Origin of the sequence: Micrococcus luteus NCTC 2665, from assembly GCF_000023205.1 — a bacterium.
GTDB lineage: Bacteria > Actinomycetota > Actinomycetes > Actinomycetales > Micrococcaceae > Micrococcus > Micrococcus luteus.
In genome coordinates, this window is record NC_012803.1 from 86183 (window position 1) to 102300 (window position 16118).

Consider the following 16118-nt stretch of genomic DNA (forward strand, 5'->3'; position numbering starts at 1 on the left):
GGTCAGGCCTCGAGCTCCATGACGGTCTTGCCGATGCGGATGGCCGTGCCGGGGCCCACGGGCACCGCGCGGGTGACGGGGGCGCCGTTGACGTAGGTGCCGTTCGTGGAGCCGAGGTCCTCGAGGAACCAGCGGGTGCCCTGGGGGAACAGCCGGGCGTGGCGGCCGGAGGCGTAGTCGTCCACGAGCACCAGGTCGGCGTCCTGGGCGCGGCCCATCAGCAGGGGACGGCCCTCCAGGGCGATGGTCTGCCCGGCCTTCGGGCCCTCGACCACCCGCAGAGTCCGGGACAGCCGCGGGGCCGGCGTCGTCGGCGCGGACGCGGCGGGGGACGGCGTCGACGCGGGCGCGGGGCGGTCGACCGCGGACGAGCCCGCCCCGGCGGCCCCGGCCGCGGGCACCGCGGTGACCAGGCCGGCGTCGCGCTGGGCCTGCTGGAGGCGCGTCTTGTTCCGCCGGCCGACCACGAGGTCGCGGCCCTGCGCCATGACGATGGAGATGATCAGCACCCACAGGGCCAGCAGCAGGCCCATGCGGAGCACGGCGACGGCGAGCTCGCTCATGCGCGGCCCCCCGTCCCGCCGAAGAACAGCAGCTCGGTCTGGCCGACGGTCACCACGTCCCCGTCGCGCAGGGTGACGGAGCCGTCCACGCGGCGGCCGTTGACGAGCACGCCGTTGCGGCTGCCCAGGTCCAGGAGCGTGACCGTGGAGCCGACGGTGAGCAGGCGCAGGTGCTCGCGGGACACCGAGGAGTCCGGGATCACGAGGTCGGCACGCTCGGCCGAGCGGCCGAGGATGAGGTCGTCCCCGTCCAGGGGGAGCATGCGGCCGTCCAGCTCGAGGGCCGGGCCGGCGGGCTCGGTCACGGGGCGGCCGATCACGACGGTCGGCTGGTCGGCGTGGGCGGCGGGCGCGGCCGGGGCGGCGGCCCGGCGGGGCGCCGGACGGGGTCCGACGCGCGGGGCGGGGGAGGGCTCACGGGGCGCGGCCGCCGGCAGGTCCTCGACCAGTCGGTCCGGCGCCGCGGCGGAGGCTCCCGGGCCGTGGGCGGTGGCGGGCGAGGGGCCGTCGTCGTGGGAAGCCGGGGCGGGGCGCGAGCCGTCGTCCAGGCGGGTGACCACGCGCAGGTCCCCGGCGCGCACGTCCGCGTCAGGGTGGAAGGCGACCCGGACCGTGCCGGGCAGTGCATAGCCCTGGGAGTCGGCGTGGCGGATGACCTCATCGCACAGCTCGCTGGCGAGGGTGGACCCCCACGAGCGGGCGCGCTCGAAGTCGGCGGGGGAGAAGTGGACCACGTAGTTGTTGGGCGCGACCGTGTGGCCCTCGGACAGCGCGAACGACTCGTCGTCCATCGCCTGTCGCAGGGCCGAGGCGATCTCCACCGGCTTGACCGCCCGCGGACCGCCGGCCGAGAAGGCCGAGCGCACGGCCCGCTCCAGGCCGCGTTCGAGGTTGTCCAGAAGTCCCACGACGGGGCCCCTTTCCACAGTTGTCCGTCCCGATACTACGGGCCGGGCTGGGAGACCGCCGAGAACAGCGGGATTCTGCGGGGTGGAGCGCGGGTGGGAGAGGTGCGGGAGGGGGCGAGCCACGGGCGTGGCGGGGACGCGGGGGCGGGCGTCGGGGCCGATTTGCACGCCCGGGCGGGCGGGGGTTAGAGTATTCCTCGCTGCCTGTGACGGTCGCCGGATGCCCGGAGCCGAGAGCAGGAAGCCGCTCGCGCGAGTGGCGGAATTGGTAGACGCGCTGGCTTCAGGTGCCAGTGTTCGCAAGGACGTGGGGGTTCAAGTCCCCCCTCGCGCACCGAGGACGAAGGCCCCGGAACCGTGTGGTTCCGGGGCCTTCGGCGTTCCCGGGCTGGTCCCACTCACCCGTTGGGGGCGGTTTCGGGCGGTATCCACGCCGAATACCGCCCGAAACCGCCCCCAAACGCCGCGGGGTGGGCCGGGCGCGGGGCCGCCCGCCCGACGCCGGCCCTCACGGCTTGACGCACACCACCGGGACGCGCGCCTCGAGGATGATCTGCTGCGCGGCCGATCCCAGCAGCAGCTTGCCCACGGGGGAGCGGTGCCTCACGCCCACCACGATCCGGCTCGCGCCCACACGCTCGGCGTGCTCGAGCAGGTCGCCGACGGCGTCCCGGCCGCGCTCCTGGGCGTGCGCCACGGACACGGCGACGCCGGCCTCGCGCGCCTCCGCCTCGTCCGGCTCGGTCCCGTCGAGGGAGAACCAGACCACGTCCTCCCCGCGCAGGGCCGCCTCGGCCAGGGCGGCCCGCCAGGCCGCGGCGCTCTCGGGGGTGCTGGTTCCGGTGCTGATGATCGTCATGGGGACCACTGTGCGTCATGGGCGCGGCCCCCGTCACCACCCGGGCCGATGGTCGTCGGTCACTCTGCGGACGCGGAGCGCACGCAGCCTCGTCGCGCTGTTACGGTGACCTCCACCACTCGCACCTGTCCCCGGCGCCACTCCCTGGCGGCGGGGTGTCTCTGTTAGGAACCGCCATGTCCTCCACCTCCCCCGACGGCCCCCCGCGCCGACGCACGGGGATCGGCCGGATCGTCTTCAGCGTGATCGCGGTGCTCACCGTGCTCGCGGCCTCCGCCTTCTCCATCCGCTCGGCCTCGGGAGGCAACGACATCCGCACCAACCTGACCCTCATCGCTCCCGCGGCCGCCGGCGGCGGCTGGGACTCGTTCCAGCGCGAGCTGCAGCAGACCATGCGCGTCAACGGGCTCGTGAACAACGTCCAGGTGGTCAACATCCCCGGCGCCGGTGGCACCATCGCCCTCGGTCAGCTGACCACGCTCGAGGACGCGAACAACCTCATGGTGGGCGGCACCGGCCAGATCGCCGCCCACGCGGCCCGTGGCACCGGCCCCGAGCTCTCCCAGGTCACCGCGGTCAGCCGCGTCGTCGAGGAGTACAGCCTCGTGGTGGTCCCGGCGGACTCGCCGTACCAGAGCATGGACGACCTGGTGACCGCCTGGCGCGCCGATCCCGCCCACGTGGCGTGGACCGGCGGCGGCTCCTTCGACCAGCTCGTCATGGCGGACATCGCCCGCACGGCCGACGTGCCGGTCGCGGACACCACCTACATCCCGTCCGACGGCGGCGGCGAGGCCATCCAGGCCCTGCTCAACGGCACCGCCCAGGCCTCCGCCGGCGGCTTCGCGGACATCTACCCGCAGGTCCAGGCCGGCCGACTGCGCGCCCTCGGCGTGGTGGCGGCCGAGCCGCTGGCCGGCGTCGAGGAGATCCCGACCCTGCGCTCCCAGGGCTACGACGTCACGCTCACCAACTGGCGCGCCCTGTTCGTGCCGCCGGGTGTCTCCGCGGAGGAGCGCACGGAGCTCGAGGCCCTCATCGCCGAGGCGGTCGACACCCCCGAGTGGAAGGAAGCGGTGCAGCGCAACTACTGGAACCCCGTGCCCCTCTCCGGCGCCGAACTCGAGGAGTTCATCGCCGCCGAGAAGGAGCGCATCGGCACGCTGACGGGAGAGATCAAGTGAGCCACGCGTCCACCGTCCCCCCCGCCGCCGACGCCCCCTCCCGCTGGGGGCGCGCCGCCGGGCTCTCCGCGCTCGTCATGCCGGCCGTGCTGGCCGCGTTCAGCCTCTACCTGCTGCTGGGATCCCTGGCCATGGACACCGAGGGCGCCGACTTCCCCGGCCCGGACTTCTTCCCGCTGATCCTCGCGGTCGCGGGCCTCGTGATCGCCGCCGCGCTCGCGGTGGAGGTCGTGCGCGTGCGCCAGTCCCCCGAGGGTCAGGCCGACGCGGACGGCGAGGTCGGCCAGGCGGCCGGTCCGCTGACCCTGTTCCACTCGGACTTCGGCGCGCTGGCCTGGTGCTTCCTCGGCTTCCTCGCGTTCGCCGTCCTGCTGCCCTGGCTGGGGTGGATCCTCGCCGGGGCGCTGCTGTTCTGGTGCGTCACCCGCGCGTTCGGCGCCCCGCACCCCGTGTTCGACATCCTCGTCGCCCTGTTCGTCTCCTCGCTGGCCTACCTCGGCTTCGCGGTGGCCCTGGGCCTGACCCTGCCCTCGGGCATCCTGGGAGGTGGCTTCTGACATGGAGACCCTCGGACTCCTCATGGAGGGCTTCGCCGGAGCCCTCACCCCCATGAACCTGCTCTGGGTGGTGCTGGGCTGTCTGCTCGGCACCGCGGTCGGCGTGATGCCTGGACTGGGCTCCTCGATGGCCGTGGCCCTGCTGCTGCCCATGACCTTCGCCCTCGAGCCCACCGCCGCGTTCATCATGTTCTCCGGCGTGTACTTCGGCGGCCTCTTCGGCGACTCCACCATGGCCATCCTCATGAACACCCCCGGCCAGGCCTCGGCCATCGCCTCCACGTTCGAGGGCCACCGCATGGCCCAGGACGGCCGGGCGGCCCAGGCCCTGGCGACGGCGGCGCTCGGCGCCTTCATCGGCGGCATGGTGGCCTCGGTGTGCGTCGTGTTCCTCGCCCCCGTCCTGGCGGAGTTCTCCACGAGCTTCGGGCCCGCGGAGTACTTCGCGCTCGCGCTCTTCGCGTTCGTGGCCACCTCCTCGGTGGTCGCGGACTCGGTGCTGCGCGGCCTGGCCTCCCTGGTGCTGGGACTGGGCATCGCCGTCGTCGGGATCGATGCGGTGACCGGCGCCGAGCGCTTCACGATGGGCTCCCCGCAGCTGTTCGACGGCATCCCGCTCGTGACCGTCACGGTGGCGATCCTCGCGCTCGGCGAGGTGTTCCACGTGGCCTCCCGGGTGCGCCGCGAGCACGAGGACCTGCGCATCCGCCGCACCGGCCGGCCGTGGCTCTCGGGCGCCGAGTTCCGCGAGGCCGCCCCTGCGTGGCTGCGCGGCACGGCGATCGGCCTGCCGTTCGGCATCGTGCCGGTGGGTGGCTCCGAGGTGCCGACGTTCCTGGCGTACTCGGTCGAGCGGCGCCTGGACCGGCGCCGGGCGCATCCGCAGTTCGGCCGGGGCGCGATCCGCGGGCTGGCGGCCCCCGAGGCGGCGGGCAACTCGACCACCGGCATGGCGATGGGCGCCCTGCTCACGCTCGGCCTGCCCGTCTCCGCGACGGCGGCCATCATGCTGGCGGCGTTCCGCCAGTACGGGCTGCAGCCCGGCCCGCTGCTGTTCGACCGCAGCCCGGACCTCGTGTGGGCGCTGCTGGCGAGCTTCTTCATCGCGATGATCGTGCTGCTGGCGATCAACCTGCCGTTCGCGCAGCTGTGGGCCAAGCTCCTGCTCATCCCGAAGCACTACCTCTACGCGGGGATCACGCTGTTCTGCGGGCTGGGCATCTACGCCACCACGGGCGCGGTGTTCGACCTGCTGATGCTCCTGGGGATCGGCGTGCTGGGCTTCCTGATGCGGCGGTACGGCTACCCGCTGGCGCCGCTGATGATCGGCATGGTGCTCGGCCCGCTGGCGGAGACCAGCCTGCGCGACGCCCTGCTCAGCTCGGTGGGCGACCCGGCCGTGCTCGTCTCCACCCCCATCACGTGGGTGATCTACGGGATCCTGGCGATCGTGCTGGCGTTCTCGGTGCGGGCCGCCGTCGTGAGCCGGACGCGCCAGGACGTGTGAGCGGAGGCGGGATCCGCGCCCCCCCGAGGCGACGCGGGTTGAGTTGTCACCGGTGTGCGGCCTCCGCACCCGTGACAACTCAACCCGCGTTTCTGGTGGGCGGCGGCCCCGCTCAGTAGTGGTACGTGTCCGACGGCGCCGTGATCGCGTTGTCCTGGTCCGGGTACCGCGTGGAGTGCACGCCGAACGCGGTGGCCAGCCCGAGGATCTTCTCCGCGCGCGCCTTGCGGGGCAGGTCGGAGCCGTTGCGGATCTCGCCGCCGTCGGCCTCGAAGTCCGCGAGGAACTCGTGGGCCCACGCCAGCTCCTCCTGGGACGGGCTGAGTCCTTCGTTCACGGCCGCGCACTGCTCCGGCGCGAGGCACAGCTTGCCGGTCATGCCGAACTCCGCGGTCACCGCCGTCGCCTCGGCGAGCTTCACGCCGGTGGAGCCCACGGTGGGCCCGTCGATCGCGCCCGGCAGCCCCGTGGCCTTCGCCGCGATCGTGAACTGGGACCGCGTGTACGCCAGCGCCTGCGGCGACTCGCCCAGGCCGGTGTCGCGGCGGAAGTCGCCGATCCCGAAGGCCAGCCGGAACGTGCCCTTCGCGGCGGCGATCGAGTCGATCCGCTGCAGCCCGCGCGCCGTCTCCACGAGCGCCACGACGGGCACCCCGGGCAGCCGTCGGGCGGTCTCGTTCACGTGGTCCGTGGACTCCACCATCGCCAGCACGACGCCGGCCAGGCCGCCCTCGGCGACCGGCCCGCCCAGGTGCGCGGGCAGGGCCGCGGCGAGCGCCTCGACGTCCTGCTCCCACCACCGTGAGCCGTAGCCGTTGAGCCGCACCCAGCCGGTGTGCCCGGAGGTCAGCCAGGCGACGGCGTCCGCGCGGGCCTGGTCCTTGTCCTTGGGGGCCACGGCGTCCTCGATGTCGAGGATGACGATGTCCGCGGCCGAGTCCTCGGCGGGCTGGAACCGTTCGGGCTGGGCGGCGTTGACCAGCAGCCAGGAGCGGGCGAGCTCCGGGTCGATGCGCTGGCCGGGCACGGGCTGGAACGCGGGGGAGGGGGTGATCGCGGCGGGCAGGGTCACGGTCATGAGGGGCTCCTTCACGGGGCTGGGGCGTCGGGCCGAGGTCGCGGGCGGGGTGCCTTGCGCGGCGGACGGCCGGGGGACGGACCAGGTGGGCCCTGAGCGAGCGGCGTCGGTTCGACGCCGAAGGGCGCCGCGGGTGTGCGGCGCGTCCACAGCACAGTACACGCCGCTGTGTCCGACGTCACCCGGGTGGGCGTGGATCTCGGCTGAGAAGGGGTGACGGGTGCGGGGGGAGCGCGTAGCGTTCATCGGGGTCCGGACGACGTCGGCCGCGCAATGGGGCGCGGCCCTCCGCGCGTCGGTCGGGCCGCGACACACCCCTGCCCACCGGACCACGAGGACGCTCAATGACGAGGATCCCCGCCGAGGACGAGGCCGTGACGGCGCCGTCCTCCCCGCTCGACAACGCCCTGGCCCAGCTCTCCGCCGCCGTGAAGACGCTCGGCTACGACGAGGGCCTGCACCAGATGCTCGCCGCCCCCCGCCGCGAGATGGCCGTCTCCATCCCCCTGCGCCGCGACGACGGCTCCACCGAGGTGCTCCGCGGCTACCGCGTGCAGCACAACTTCTCCCGCGGCCCGGCCAAGGGCGGCGTGCGCTTCAGTCAGGACGTGGACCTGGACGAGGTCCGCGCGCTGGCCATGTGGATGACCTGGAAGTGCGCCCTGTTGGACGTGCCCTATGGCGGCGCCAAGGGCGGGGTGGCCATCGACCCCCGCCAGTACTCGAAGGCCGAGCTCGAGCGCGTCACCCGCCGCTACACCTCCGAGATCCAGCCGATCATCGGCCCCGAGGTGGACATCCCCGCCCCGGACGTGGGCACGGACGAGCAGACCATGGCCTGGATGATGGACACCTACTCGGTGAACGTCGGCCACACCACGCTCGGCGTGGTCACCGGCAAGCCCGTCTCGCTCGGCGGCTCGCTGGGCCGCGCCTCCGCCACCTCGGCGGGCGTGGTCCACGTGGCGCTCGCCGCGCTCGAGCACCTCGGCATCGAGCCGTCGCAGGCGACGGCGGCGGTCCAGGGCTTCGGCAAGGTCGGCGCCGGCACGGTCGAGCTGCTCGAGGCGGCCGGCGTGAAGGTCGTGGCCGTGTCGGACCAGTACGGCGCCGTGCGCGACGACGAGGGCCTGCACTACGACGCCCTGCAGAGGCAGCTCTGGGACACCGGCTCCGTGAAGGACACCCCCGGCACCGCGTCCATGGACGCGGACGAGCTGCTCGAGATGGACGTGGACCTCGTGGTCCCGGCCGCCGTGCAGTCCGTGCTGACCGAGGAGAACGCCCCGCGCGTGCGCGCCCGGCTGGTGGTGGAGGGCGCCAATGGCCCCACCACGGGCGAGGCCGACCGCATCCTCTCCGAGAAGGGCGTCCTGGTCGTCCCGGACATCCTGGCCAACGCCGGCGGCGTGATCGTCTCCTACTTCGAGTGGGTCCAGGCGAACCAGGCCTACTGGTGGAGCCGCGAGGAGGTGGACGAGCGCCTGAAGCGGCGCATGGTCGCTGCGTGGCAGGCCGTGCTGGCCACCTCCGAGAGTCGCCGCGTGAGCCTGCGGGAGGCCGCCACCCTGACCGCTGTCCAGCGCGTGGCCGAGGCCCACCGCACCCGCGGCCTCTACCCGTGACGGGGGGGCGGCCCCGCCGCCTGACCCCGTCCGGCCGCCCGAGCGCGGCCCCGCTGCCCGACCGCGGGCCGGCGGCCCGGAACCCCCGGAGGTTCCGGGCCGTCGTCCTGGGTGGGCTCGGCCTGATGTGCCCCCACGGACCGTGACGTCCGTCTCTATTTCGAATTTTGACGATCGGGCCTGGACAGCGCGCCCGGATGATGTTTGAATTTGAAACAAGTTCGGAGGCTGAGGAGCCGCCCGCCGCGGCGGCCCACCCCGGACACACCAGACAGACCCGCTGAGAAGGAGCACCCCATGCACGCCATCACCCCCGGAACCTGGAACCTGGACCCCGCGCACTCGGACGTCGACTTCGTCGTCCGCCACGCCGGCATCTCCAAGGTCCGCGGCACCTTCCACGCCGTGGAGGGCCAGCTCGTCATCGCCGAGGAGTTCACCCAGTCCTCCGTCGAAGTGACCGTCGACGTCGCCTCCATCAGCACCAAGAACGAGGGCCGCGACGCCCACCTGCGCTCCGCCGATTTCTTCGACGTGGAGCAGTTCCCCACCATGACCTTCCGCTCCACCGAGGTCCGCGGCGAGCCCGAGGAGTTCACCCTGGTCGGCGAGCTGACGCTGCACGGCGTCACCCAGACCGTGGAGCTCGAGGCTGAGTTCGGCGGCCAGGACAAGGATCCCTTCGGCGTGACCCGCGTGGGCTTCGAGGCCACGGGCGAGATCTCCCGCAAGGACTTCGGCCTGACCTGGAACGCGGCCACCGAGGCCGGCGGCCTCCTGGTCTCGGACAAGGTGAAGCTCGAGATCGGCGCCGCCTTCGTGCTGCCCGAGGCCGACGCCCAGGCCTGAGCCTGAGTCGACCTCGCGCGTCGAGACCGGGTCCCTCGATGAGGGGCCCGGTCTGCTCGTAGGGTGGGGCCCATGATGGCTTCGAAGACCCCGCACCAGAACGTCACGTTCGACCTGCCCACGAAGGACGCCGGCCAGGACGGCGACCGGACGGGTCACGGCTACCTCGCACTGCCCCCCTCCGGGAAGGGCCCCGGCGTGATCGTGATCCAGGAGTGGTGGGGCCTGGTGGACCACATCAGGGATGTGTGCGACCGCCTCGCCGACCTCGGCTTCGTCGCGCTCGCCCCCGACCTCTACGGCGGCTGGATCGCCCACGACGGCGACGAGGCCCTCGAGATGATGCAGAACCTGCCCGCCGAGGAGGGCGCCCGCCAGCTCGCCGGCGCCGTCGACTGGCTCCTCGCGCGGGACGAGGTGACCTCGCAGACCGTGGGGGCGATCGGCTTCTGCATGGGCGGCGGCTTCGTGCTCGCCCTCGCGGCCCAGCAGGGGGACAGGGTCTCCGCCGCCGTGCCCTTCTACGGCGTGGGCCAGGGCGTGCCCGGCGACTTCTCCGGCGTCACCGCCGCCGTCCAGGGCCACTACGCCGAGCAGGACGATTCCTTCCCCGTCGAGGACGCGCGGAGGCAGGAGCAGCAGATCCGCGAGGAGTCCGGGGCCGACGTCGAGTACTTCTACTACGACGCCCCGCATGCCTTCCACAACGACGAGAACCCCCAGGGCAACTACCGCCCCGAGGCCGCGGCCCTCGCCTGGGACCGCGCCGTCTCCTTCCTGAAGGAGAAGGTCCGCTGAGCGGCTCCCGTGGCGGCCGGGGCGGGAAGTCCCGCGCGAGCAGGGGCGGCCCCGCCCGGTCCACCCGCTCCGGCGGCGGGCGCGGCGTGGCCAAGGGCGTGAAGCCCGCGGGCCGTGCCGGGGGTGAGGGCCGGCGTCGTCCCGCGCCCGCGCCACCGGCCGACCTGCCCGTCCCGCCCGAGACCCTCTTTCTGGCCACCATCCCCGGGGCCACGCCGTCCACGTGGGTGGAGCGGTTCACCACGCGCCAGCGCACGGTGCAGCTCGTCAACCACGACGACGCCGCCCAGCTGGCCCACCTCGCCCACGACGACGCCGGTCAGCCCCGCCACTTCCTGCCGCAGCTGGGCTACGTGCGGCGCCGACGCGACGTGTCCGTCGAGGAGTTGCTGCGCGCCGGCGGCGTCGACCCGCGGCACGTGCACCTCGTGGGCGTGTACTCCGAGCTGCCGGTGGTGTGCGTGGGCAGGGACCACCTGCTTGCCGCGTGGGACGTGGACGCGGACGGCCCCGTGCCGCCCGCGGAGCTCGACCCGGACGAGGAGCTGGATCCCGCCCGCTTCGCCCCGGCCCCCAGCGCGGAGCCGATGGACGCCGCCGAGCTGCCCGGCGCGGGCGAGCGGATGGCCCTGGAGATCGCCGCGTCCGGCGCCGGCCACGTCGTGCTGCCGATGTCCGTGGCCCGCATGTTCGGCCGCAAGGACGTGATCGTGCTGCCGCTGGCCTCCACCCTCGACGACACCGTGGGCCTGTCCCGCGCCGACCGCGAGGCCGCCGCCACGCGGTCCGCGCTCGCGGACGAGCAGGCGCGGGCCGAGGCGGAGGCGGGCGCCGCCGTCGTCGACGGGGCGGATTCCGCGGGTCAGGGCGACGACGACGCCCGCCACCCCGGCTGGGACGTCGCCCTGGCCTGGCTCAAGGCGGCCGACTCGGAGCTCGTGCAGGCGTTCGTGGGGGTGGCGCGCGGGCGAAGGGGCGCCAGCTCGCGCTGAGGGCGGGCCCGCCTATGCTCGGAATGACCCGCATCACACTCAAGGAGGGCGCATGTCCGAGCATCAGCAGCACGTCGGCCGCCGGGACCCCCGGATCAGCGACGAGGCCATCGAGCGGGGCCGCCGCGCCCACGAGCTCGACCGCGCGCACGTGTTCCACTCGTGGAGCGCGCAGCGCGATCTGAATCCGATGACCATCCTCGACGCCGAGGGGTCGTGGGTGTGGGACGGTGAGGGTCGGCCCATGGTCGACTTCAGCGGGCAGCTCGTCTTCACGAACGTCGGCCACCGCCACCCGAAGATCGTGGCCGCGATCCGCGAACAGGCCGAGACGCTCGCCACCGTGGCCCCGCAGCACGTCAACGACGCCCGGTCCGAGGCAGCCCGGCTGATCACCGAGCGGCTGCCGGAGTCCATCAACCACGTGTTCTTCACGAACGCGGGCGCGGAGGCCAACGAGCACGCGGTGCGGATGGCACGCCTGCACACGGGTCGGCACAAGGTGCTCTCCGCGTACCTCTCGTACCACGGCGCCACGCGCCTGACCGCGAACCTGACCGGCTCCCTGCGACGCGTGGGCTCGGACTCGGCGTCCGACGGCGTCGTGCACTTCCAGCCCGCGTACACGTACCGCTCCGCGTTCGGCTCGGAGAGCGATGAGCAGGAGGCCGAGCGCGCGCTGGCCCACCTGCGCGACGTGATCGAGCTCGAGGGTCCCTCCACCGTGGCCGCCGTGGTCCTCGAGGCCGTCCCCGGCACCGCGGGCATCTTCCTGCCGCCGCCGGGCTACATGGCCGGCGTCGGGGAGCTGTGCCGCGAGCACGGGATCCTGCTGATCATCGACGAGGTCATGGTCGGCTTCGGCCGCGTGGGCGAGTGGTTCGGCCACCAGCTCACGGGCGTCACCCCGGACATCGTCACGTTCGCCAAGGGGGTCAACTCCGGGTACGTGCCGTTGGGCGGCGTCGCCATGAGCGACGACGTCTACGAGAGCTTCGCGACCACGCCCTACCCCGGCGGCCTGACCTACTCGGGCCACCCCCTCGCGTGCGCGGCCGCCGTCGCCGCGATCACCGCGATGGAGGAGGAGGGCATGGTGGCCCATGCGAAGCGCATCGGCGAGGAGGTCATCGGGCCGCGCCTGGCCGAGATCGCCGTGGCCCATCCGAGCGTGGGCGACGTGCGCGGCGCCGGCGCGTTCTGGGCCGTCGAGCTGGTGAAGGACCGGCAGACCCGGGAGCGGTTGGCCCCGCTCGGCCAGGTGGCGCCCGTGATGGGGCGGATGATGGCCGAGGCCAAGGACCGCGGGCTGCTGCTGTTCATGGCCGAGAACCGGTTCCACCTGTGCCCGCCGCTGAACATCTCGGACGAGGACCTGCGCTTCGGCCTCGACGTGCTCGACCGGGTCCTCACCCTCGCCGACGAGGAGGTCGCGGCCAGCTGACGGGGCCCGCCCCCAGCCCCGCCTCGCCCTGCCCGCCCCCGCCCAGCGTTTTCGAACGTGAAATGGGGGTTCTCAGCGCTTTCGGTCGTGGGATCGGCCCTATCTCACGACCGAAAGTGCGCGTGGCGCGGGATCGGGGTCAGCCGAGCCGGCCGGCCTCCGAGGCCTCGAACTGCTCCTCGTCCTCGGGCACCGGCTCGGTGCCGCGGGCGCGGGCGATCGCCGTCATGAGGTGGTACACCACCAGGGCGGCGACCGTGCCGAGCGTGATGCCACCGAACACGAGCCCGCCCACCACGAGCTGGGGGTCGGCGATCGCGATGATCAGCCCCGCACCCGCCGCCATGAGGTTCACGGTGTTGGAGAAGTCCACACGGTTCTGCACCCAGATGCGCACGCCCATCATGCCGATCATCCCGTAGAGGATGATGCCCGCGCCGCCGGCCACCCCGGCCGGGATGGTGGCGACGGCGGCCCCGAACTTCGGCAGGAACGCGAGGGCGATCGCGGTGAGGCCGGCTACCCAGTACGCCGCTGTCGAGTAGACCCGCGAGCTGGCCATCACGCCGATGTTCTCCGCATACGTGGTGGTGCCGACGCCGCCGCCCGCGCCGGAGAGCATGGTGGACAGGCCGTCCGCGATCAGGGCACGGCCGGTGAGCGGGTCCAGGTCGCGCTTGGTCATCAGCCCGACGGTCCTGACATGGCCGATGTTCTCCGCGACCAGCACGAGCACCACGGGCAGGAACAGGGGCAGCAGGTCCCAGCGAAGCTCCGGGCCGTGGAAGGGCGGCAGCCCGATCCAGGCGGCCTCCCGGACGGCGGCGAAGTCCACCTGGCCCTGCGCGAGGGCCAGCACGTAGCCCACCACGATGCCCACGAGGATGGACAGGCGGCCCAGGAGCCCCCGGAACGCCACCGCCGTGAGCACCACCGCCAGGGCCGTGCCGAACGTGGTGACGGGCACCTCCTGCATGGCCGTCGTCGTGGCGCCGGCGAGGTTGAGGCCGATCAGGGCCACGATCGTGCCCATCACCGCCGGTGGCATGAGCGCGTGGATCCAGCCGGTGCCGGCGCGGTGCACGATCACGCCGATCACCGTGAGCAGCAGGCCCGTCACGAGGATGCCGCCGAGCGCGGCCCCCGTGCCGCCGATCGTGGTGGCTGCAGTCAGCGGTGCGATGAACGCGAACGAGCTGCCCAGGTACGAGGGCAGACGATTGCCCGTGATGACCAGGAAGAGCAGGGTGCCGAGGCCGGAGAAGAGCAGCGCCGTCGTCGCGGGCATGCCGGTCAGGGCGGGCACGAGCACGGTGGCGCCGAACATGGCCATCACGTGCTGCACGCCGATGCCCACGGTCCGCGGCCAGCTCAGCCGCTCGTCCGGGGCGACGACGGTGCCCGGGGTGATGGTGCGGCCGTCGCCGTGGAGGCGCCAGCCGGGGCCGCGTGAGGGCCGGGTGGGGGTGGGGGACATGGCCGCCTGCCGAGGGGTCGGGGATGGGGGGTGTCGGGCGTTTCTCGGGGGCCTGGAAGCCTGCGCACAGCCCCGGTTCCGCGCCGGTGATTAGGGTACCGTGGGGCGTGTGGCTCAGTACTGTGGTGTGATCGGAGAGGCGCTCGTCGACGTCGTGGTCTCGGACACCGCGACCCCCCGCGTGCACGTCGGTGGCAGCCCCCTGAACGTGGCCGTGGGCCTGAGCCGACTGGAGCGGCCCGTCCTGTTCGCCGGCCGCCTCGGCCGCGATGCGCACGGGGACATGATCGCCTCGCACCTACGGGAGAACGGCGTGCGCTGCCTGCTCGAGCCGGATGCCGCCGCCACCTCCGTGGCCACCGCCCGCCTGGATCCCACGGGCGCCGCCAGCTACGAGTTCGAGCTGGACTGGACGCTGCCGCCCGCCGCCGCGCTCGCCCGGGACTTCGACGACGCCGCCGGCGGCCCGCTGCACCACATGCATGCCGGCTCCATCGCCACCATGCTCGCCCCCGGCGACGCCGAGGTGATGGCCCTGCTCGAGCGGATCTCCGCGGTCACGACCATCAGCTACGACCCCAACGTGCGGCCCACGATCGTGCCGGACCGGGCGTTCGCCCGCGCCCGCGCGGAGGAGTCCGTGCGGCTGGCGGACGTGGTGCACGCCTCGGACGAGGACATCGCGTGGCTGTACCCGGACCGCCCGCTGCGCGAGTCGCTGCAGGCGTGGCAGCAGATGGGCCCGGCGTTCGTGGTGATGACCCGCGGCGCCGAGGACATCGTGGCCGTCACCGCGCATGGCGTGGTGGAGCGCCCGATCGTGCCCGTGGACGTCGCGGACACCGTGGGCGCCGGCGACTCGTTCACCGCCGCCCTGCTCGCCGCCCTCGACGACCGCTCCCTGCTCGGCGCCGCGAACCGCGGCCGCCTGCACGCGATGGACCCGGCCGACGTCGAGTCGGTGCTGATCTACGCCTCCCGCGCGTCGGCGATCACGGCCTCCCGCCCGGGGGCGGACCCGCCCACGCGGGCCGAGCTGGCGGACTGACCCCACGCCCTCCCGTCCCCGCACGAATCTGTTGCGCAGCTGACCCTTCCGGCGGGCGGGGACGCCCCAGAAGGGTCAGTCACGCAGCCGATCCCGGCCGCCTCAGAGCAGGCCCAGCCCTCGCACGGCGTCGCGCTCGGCCTCCAGCTCGGCGACGGTCGCGGCCAGCCGCCCGCCCTCACCCGGCAGCACGGACTCGTCCGGCTCCAGCCCCGGCACGATCCGCCACGCGGTGCCGCCGTCGGAGGTCACGGGGAACGAGCTGATCAGCCCCTCCGGCACCCCGTAGGAGCCGTCCGAGACCACCGCGGCCGACGTCCGGCGCGGCGCACCGTCCGCGTCCACACCGGTGCCGAGGGTCCAGTCGCGCAGGTGATCGATCGCCGCGGACGCCGCCGAGGCCGCCGAGCTCGCCCCGCGCACCTCGATGATCTCCGCGCCCCGCCTCGCCACGCGCGGCACGAACTCCTCGCCCGCCCACACCGGGTCCACCACCTCGAGCGCCGGCCGCCACGTCCCGTCCACCCGCACGCGGGCGTGGGTGAGGTCCGGGAACTGGGTGGCGGAGTGGTTGCCCCAGATCGTCACGCCGGCCACGTCCGTCACCGCGACGCCGGCCCGGGCCGCCAGCTGCGCCACGGCCCGGTTGTGGTCCAGCCGGGTCAGCGCCGTGAAGCGCTCGGCCGGCACGTCCGGGGCGTGCGCGGCGGCGATCAGGGCGTTGGTGTTGGCCGGGTTCCCGACGACGACGACCCGCACGTCCTGCGCCGCGTGGTCGTTGATCGCGCGGCCCTGCGGCCCGAAGATCCCGCCGTTCGCCTCGAGCAGGTCGCTGCGCTCCATGCCCTTCGTGCGCGGCCGCGCGCCGACGAGCAGGGCGTGCTGGACGCCGTCGAAGGCGCGGGCCGGTTCGTCCGTGACCTCCACGTCGGCCAGCAGCGGGAAGGCCGCGTCGGCGAGCTCCATGGCGGTGCCCTCCGCGGCGCCCAAGGCGGCCGGGATCTCGAGCAGGCGCAGCCGGACCGAGGTGTCCGGGCCGAGCATCCCGCCGGCGGCGATGCGGAAGAGCAGCGCGTAGCCGATGTTGCCGGCGGCGCCGGTGACGGTGACCGTGCGGGGCGTCGTCGACGCGGGGTCCTGGGCGGTGTCCTGTGCGGTGGTCTGCTGTGCGGTGTCCACGCCCCCCATCGTGCCCCCGCTCGCCCGCGGAGGACACCCCGGCCCGCCGC

At 73.8% G+C, this 16118-nt stretch carries 15 protein-coding genes and 1 tRNA gene; 10 read left to right on the forward strand and 6 right to left on the reverse strand.

The genetic code is table 11. The features are described from left to right. Positions 1–2 precede the first annotated feature (2 nt). Both MLUT_RS11965 and MLUT_RS11970 read right to left on the reverse strand, forming a co-directional pair. Entirely contained in the window at positions 3–563 is a 561-nt protein-coding gene (locus tag MLUT_RS11965) for an FHA domain-containing protein FhaB/FipA (protein ID WP_010079714.1), read from the reverse strand. After that, the gene (locus MLUT_RS11970) at positions 560–1471 is read right to left on the reverse strand and encodes an FHA domain-containing protein (protein WP_010079713.1); all 912 of its coding nucleotides are present in this window, start codon (positions 1469–1471) and stop codon (positions 560–562) included. The genes MLUT_RS11965 and MLUT_RS11970 overlap by 4 nt, the downstream gene beginning before the upstream one ends. A gap of 250 nt (positions 1472–1721) precedes the next feature. Here MLUT_RS11970 and MLUT_RS11975 point away from each other — a divergent pair. Continuing rightward, positions 1722–1805: transfer RNA gene (locus MLUT_RS11975), tRNA-Leu, on the forward strand. A gap of 174 nt (positions 1806–1979) precedes the next feature. On the opposite strand, the gene MLUT_RS11980 is transcribed toward MLUT_RS11975, so the two are convergent. Next, positions 1980–2330: a universal stress protein gene (locus MLUT_RS11980; protein WP_010079712.1), complete on the reverse strand. Its 351-nt coding sequence runs from the start codon at positions 2328–2330 to the stop codon at positions 1980–1982. 176 nt (positions 2331–2506) lie between these two features. Between MLUT_RS11980 and MLUT_RS11985 the strand changes: the two genes are divergently transcribed. The 3 genes from MLUT_RS11985 to tctA are packed head-to-tail and all read left to right on the forward strand — an operon-like array spanning position 2507 to position 5578. Beyond that, a complete protein-coding gene (locus MLUT_RS11985) occupies positions 2507–3514 on the forward strand; it encodes a tripartite tricarboxylate transporter substrate binding protein (protein ID WP_010079711.1) in 1008 nt (335 codons plus the stop codon). Then, positions 3511–4071 (forward strand): tripartite tricarboxylate transporter TctB family protein, encoded by a 561-nt coding sequence (locus tag MLUT_RS11990; RefSeq protein WP_010079710.1) that lies wholly within the window; start codon positions 3511–3513, stop codon positions 4069–4071. The genes MLUT_RS11985 and MLUT_RS11990 overlap by 4 nt, the downstream gene beginning before the upstream one ends. A 1-nt stretch (position 4072) precedes the next feature. After that, positions 4073–5578 carry a tripartite tricarboxylate transporter permease TctA gene (gene tctA, locus MLUT_RS11995; RefSeq protein WP_010079709.1) on the forward strand — a complete coding sequence of 502 codons (1506 nt, stop codon included), beginning with the start codon at positions 4073–4075 and terminating at the stop codon, positions 5576–5578. 112 nt (positions 5579–5690) lie between these two features. On the opposite strand, the gene MLUT_RS12000 is transcribed toward tctA, so the two are convergent. After that, on the reverse strand, positions 5691–6656 hold the full coding sequence (locus tag MLUT_RS12000) for an HpcH/HpaI aldolase/citrate lyase family protein (protein ID WP_012750688.1): 966 nt from the start codon (positions 6654–6656) through the stop codon (positions 5691–5693). Positions 6657–7000: 344 nt separating this feature from the next. On the opposite strand from MLUT_RS12000, the gene MLUT_RS12005 reads away from it, so the two are divergent. From MLUT_RS12005 to MLUT_RS12025, 5 genes are all read left to right on the forward strand, one after another. Beyond that, complete coding sequence (locus MLUT_RS12005) at positions 7001–8281, forward strand: Glu/Leu/Phe/Val family dehydrogenase (protein ID WP_010079708.1); 1281 nt, start codon at positions 7001–7003, stop codon at positions 8279–8281. 297 nt (positions 8282–8578) lie between these two features. Further along, entirely contained in the window at positions 8579–9130 is a 552-nt protein-coding gene (locus MLUT_RS12010) for a YceI family protein (RefSeq protein ID WP_010079707.1), read from the forward strand. Between the two features lie 72 nt (positions 9131–9202). After that, on the forward strand, positions 9203–9928 hold the full coding sequence (locus MLUT_RS12015; RefSeq protein WP_010079706.1) for a dienelactone hydrolase family protein: 726 nt from the start codon (positions 9203–9205) through the stop codon (positions 9926–9928). Positions 9929–10014: 86 nt separating this feature from the next. Next, positions 10015–10920 carry a hypothetical protein gene (locus tag MLUT_RS12020; RefSeq protein ID WP_010079705.1) on the forward strand — a complete coding sequence of 302 codons (906 nt, stop codon included), beginning with the start codon at positions 10015–10017 and terminating at the stop codon, positions 10918–10920. Positions 10921–10972: 52 nt separating this feature from the next. Further along, positions 10973–12364, forward strand: coding sequence for an aspartate aminotransferase family protein (locus MLUT_RS12025; RefSeq protein ID WP_010079704.1), 1392 nt, complete (start codon positions 10973–10975; stop codon positions 12362–12364). Between the two features lie 139 nt (positions 12365–12503). Here MLUT_RS12025 and MLUT_RS12030 read toward each other — a convergent pair whose 3' ends face one another. Continuing rightward, the gene (locus MLUT_RS12030) at positions 12504–13841 is read right to left on the reverse strand and encodes a uracil-xanthine permease family protein (RefSeq protein WP_010079703.1); all 1338 of its coding nucleotides are present in this window, start codon (positions 13839–13841) and stop codon (positions 12504–12506) included. A 127-nt stretch (positions 13842–13968) separates the two neighbouring features. On the opposite strand from MLUT_RS12030, the gene MLUT_RS12035 reads away from it, so the two are divergent. Then, positions 13969–14889, forward strand: a complete 921-nt coding sequence (locus MLUT_RS12035; RefSeq protein ID WP_010079702.1) for a carbohydrate kinase family protein — start codon at positions 13969–13971, stop codon at positions 14887–14889. Between the two features lie 102 nt (positions 14890–14991). Here the strand turns inward: MLUT_RS12035 and MLUT_RS12040 are convergent, their stop codons facing one another. Then, entirely contained in the window at positions 14992–16077 is a 1086-nt protein-coding gene (locus MLUT_RS12040; RefSeq protein ID WP_012750689.1) for a malate dehydrogenase, read from the reverse strand. Between the last annotated feature and the right edge of the window lie 41 nt (positions 16078–16118).

Coding starts and splice junctions, on each gene's coding strand:
- MLUT_RS12000 (WP_012750688.1), bottom strand. CDS start 6,656: ATGACCGTGACCCTGCCCGCCGCGATCACCCCCTCCCCCGCGTTCCAG.
- MLUT_RS12015 (WP_010079706.1), top strand. CDS start 9,203: ATGATGGCTTCGAAGACCCCGCACCAGAACGTCACGTTCGACCTGCCC.
- MLUT_RS11980 (WP_010079712.1), bottom strand. CDS start 2,330: ATGACGATCATCAGCACCGGAACCAGCACCCCCGAGAGCGCCGCGGCC.
- MLUT_RS11985 (WP_010079711.1), top strand. CDS start 2,507: ATGTCCTCCACCTCCCCCGACGGCCCCCCGCGCCGACGCACGGGGATC.
- MLUT_RS11965 (WP_010079714.1), bottom strand. CDS start 563: ATGAGCGAGCTCGCCGTCGCCGTGCTCCGCATGGGCCTGCTGCTGGCC.
- MLUT_RS12030 (WP_010079703.1), bottom strand. CDS start 13,841: ATGTCCCCCACCCCCACCCGGCCCTCACGCGGCCCCGGCTGGCGCCTC.
- MLUT_RS12010 (WP_010079707.1), top strand. CDS start 8,579: ATGCACGCCATCACCCCCGGAACCTGGAACCTGGACCCCGCGCACTCG.
- MLUT_RS12005 (WP_010079708.1), top strand. CDS start 7,001: ATGACGAGGATCCCCGCCGAGGACGAGGCCGTGACGGCGCCGTCCTCC.
- MLUT_RS12025 (WP_010079704.1), top strand. CDS start 10,973: ATGTCCGAGCATCAGCAGCACGTCGGCCGCCGGGACCCCCGGATCAGC.
- tctA (WP_010079709.1), top strand. CDS start 4,073: ATGGAGACCCTCGGACTCCTCATGGAGGGCTTCGCCGGAGCCCTCACC.
- MLUT_RS12040 (WP_012750689.1), bottom strand. CDS start 16,077: ATGGGGGGCGTGGACACCGCACAGCAGACCACCGCACAGGACACCGCC.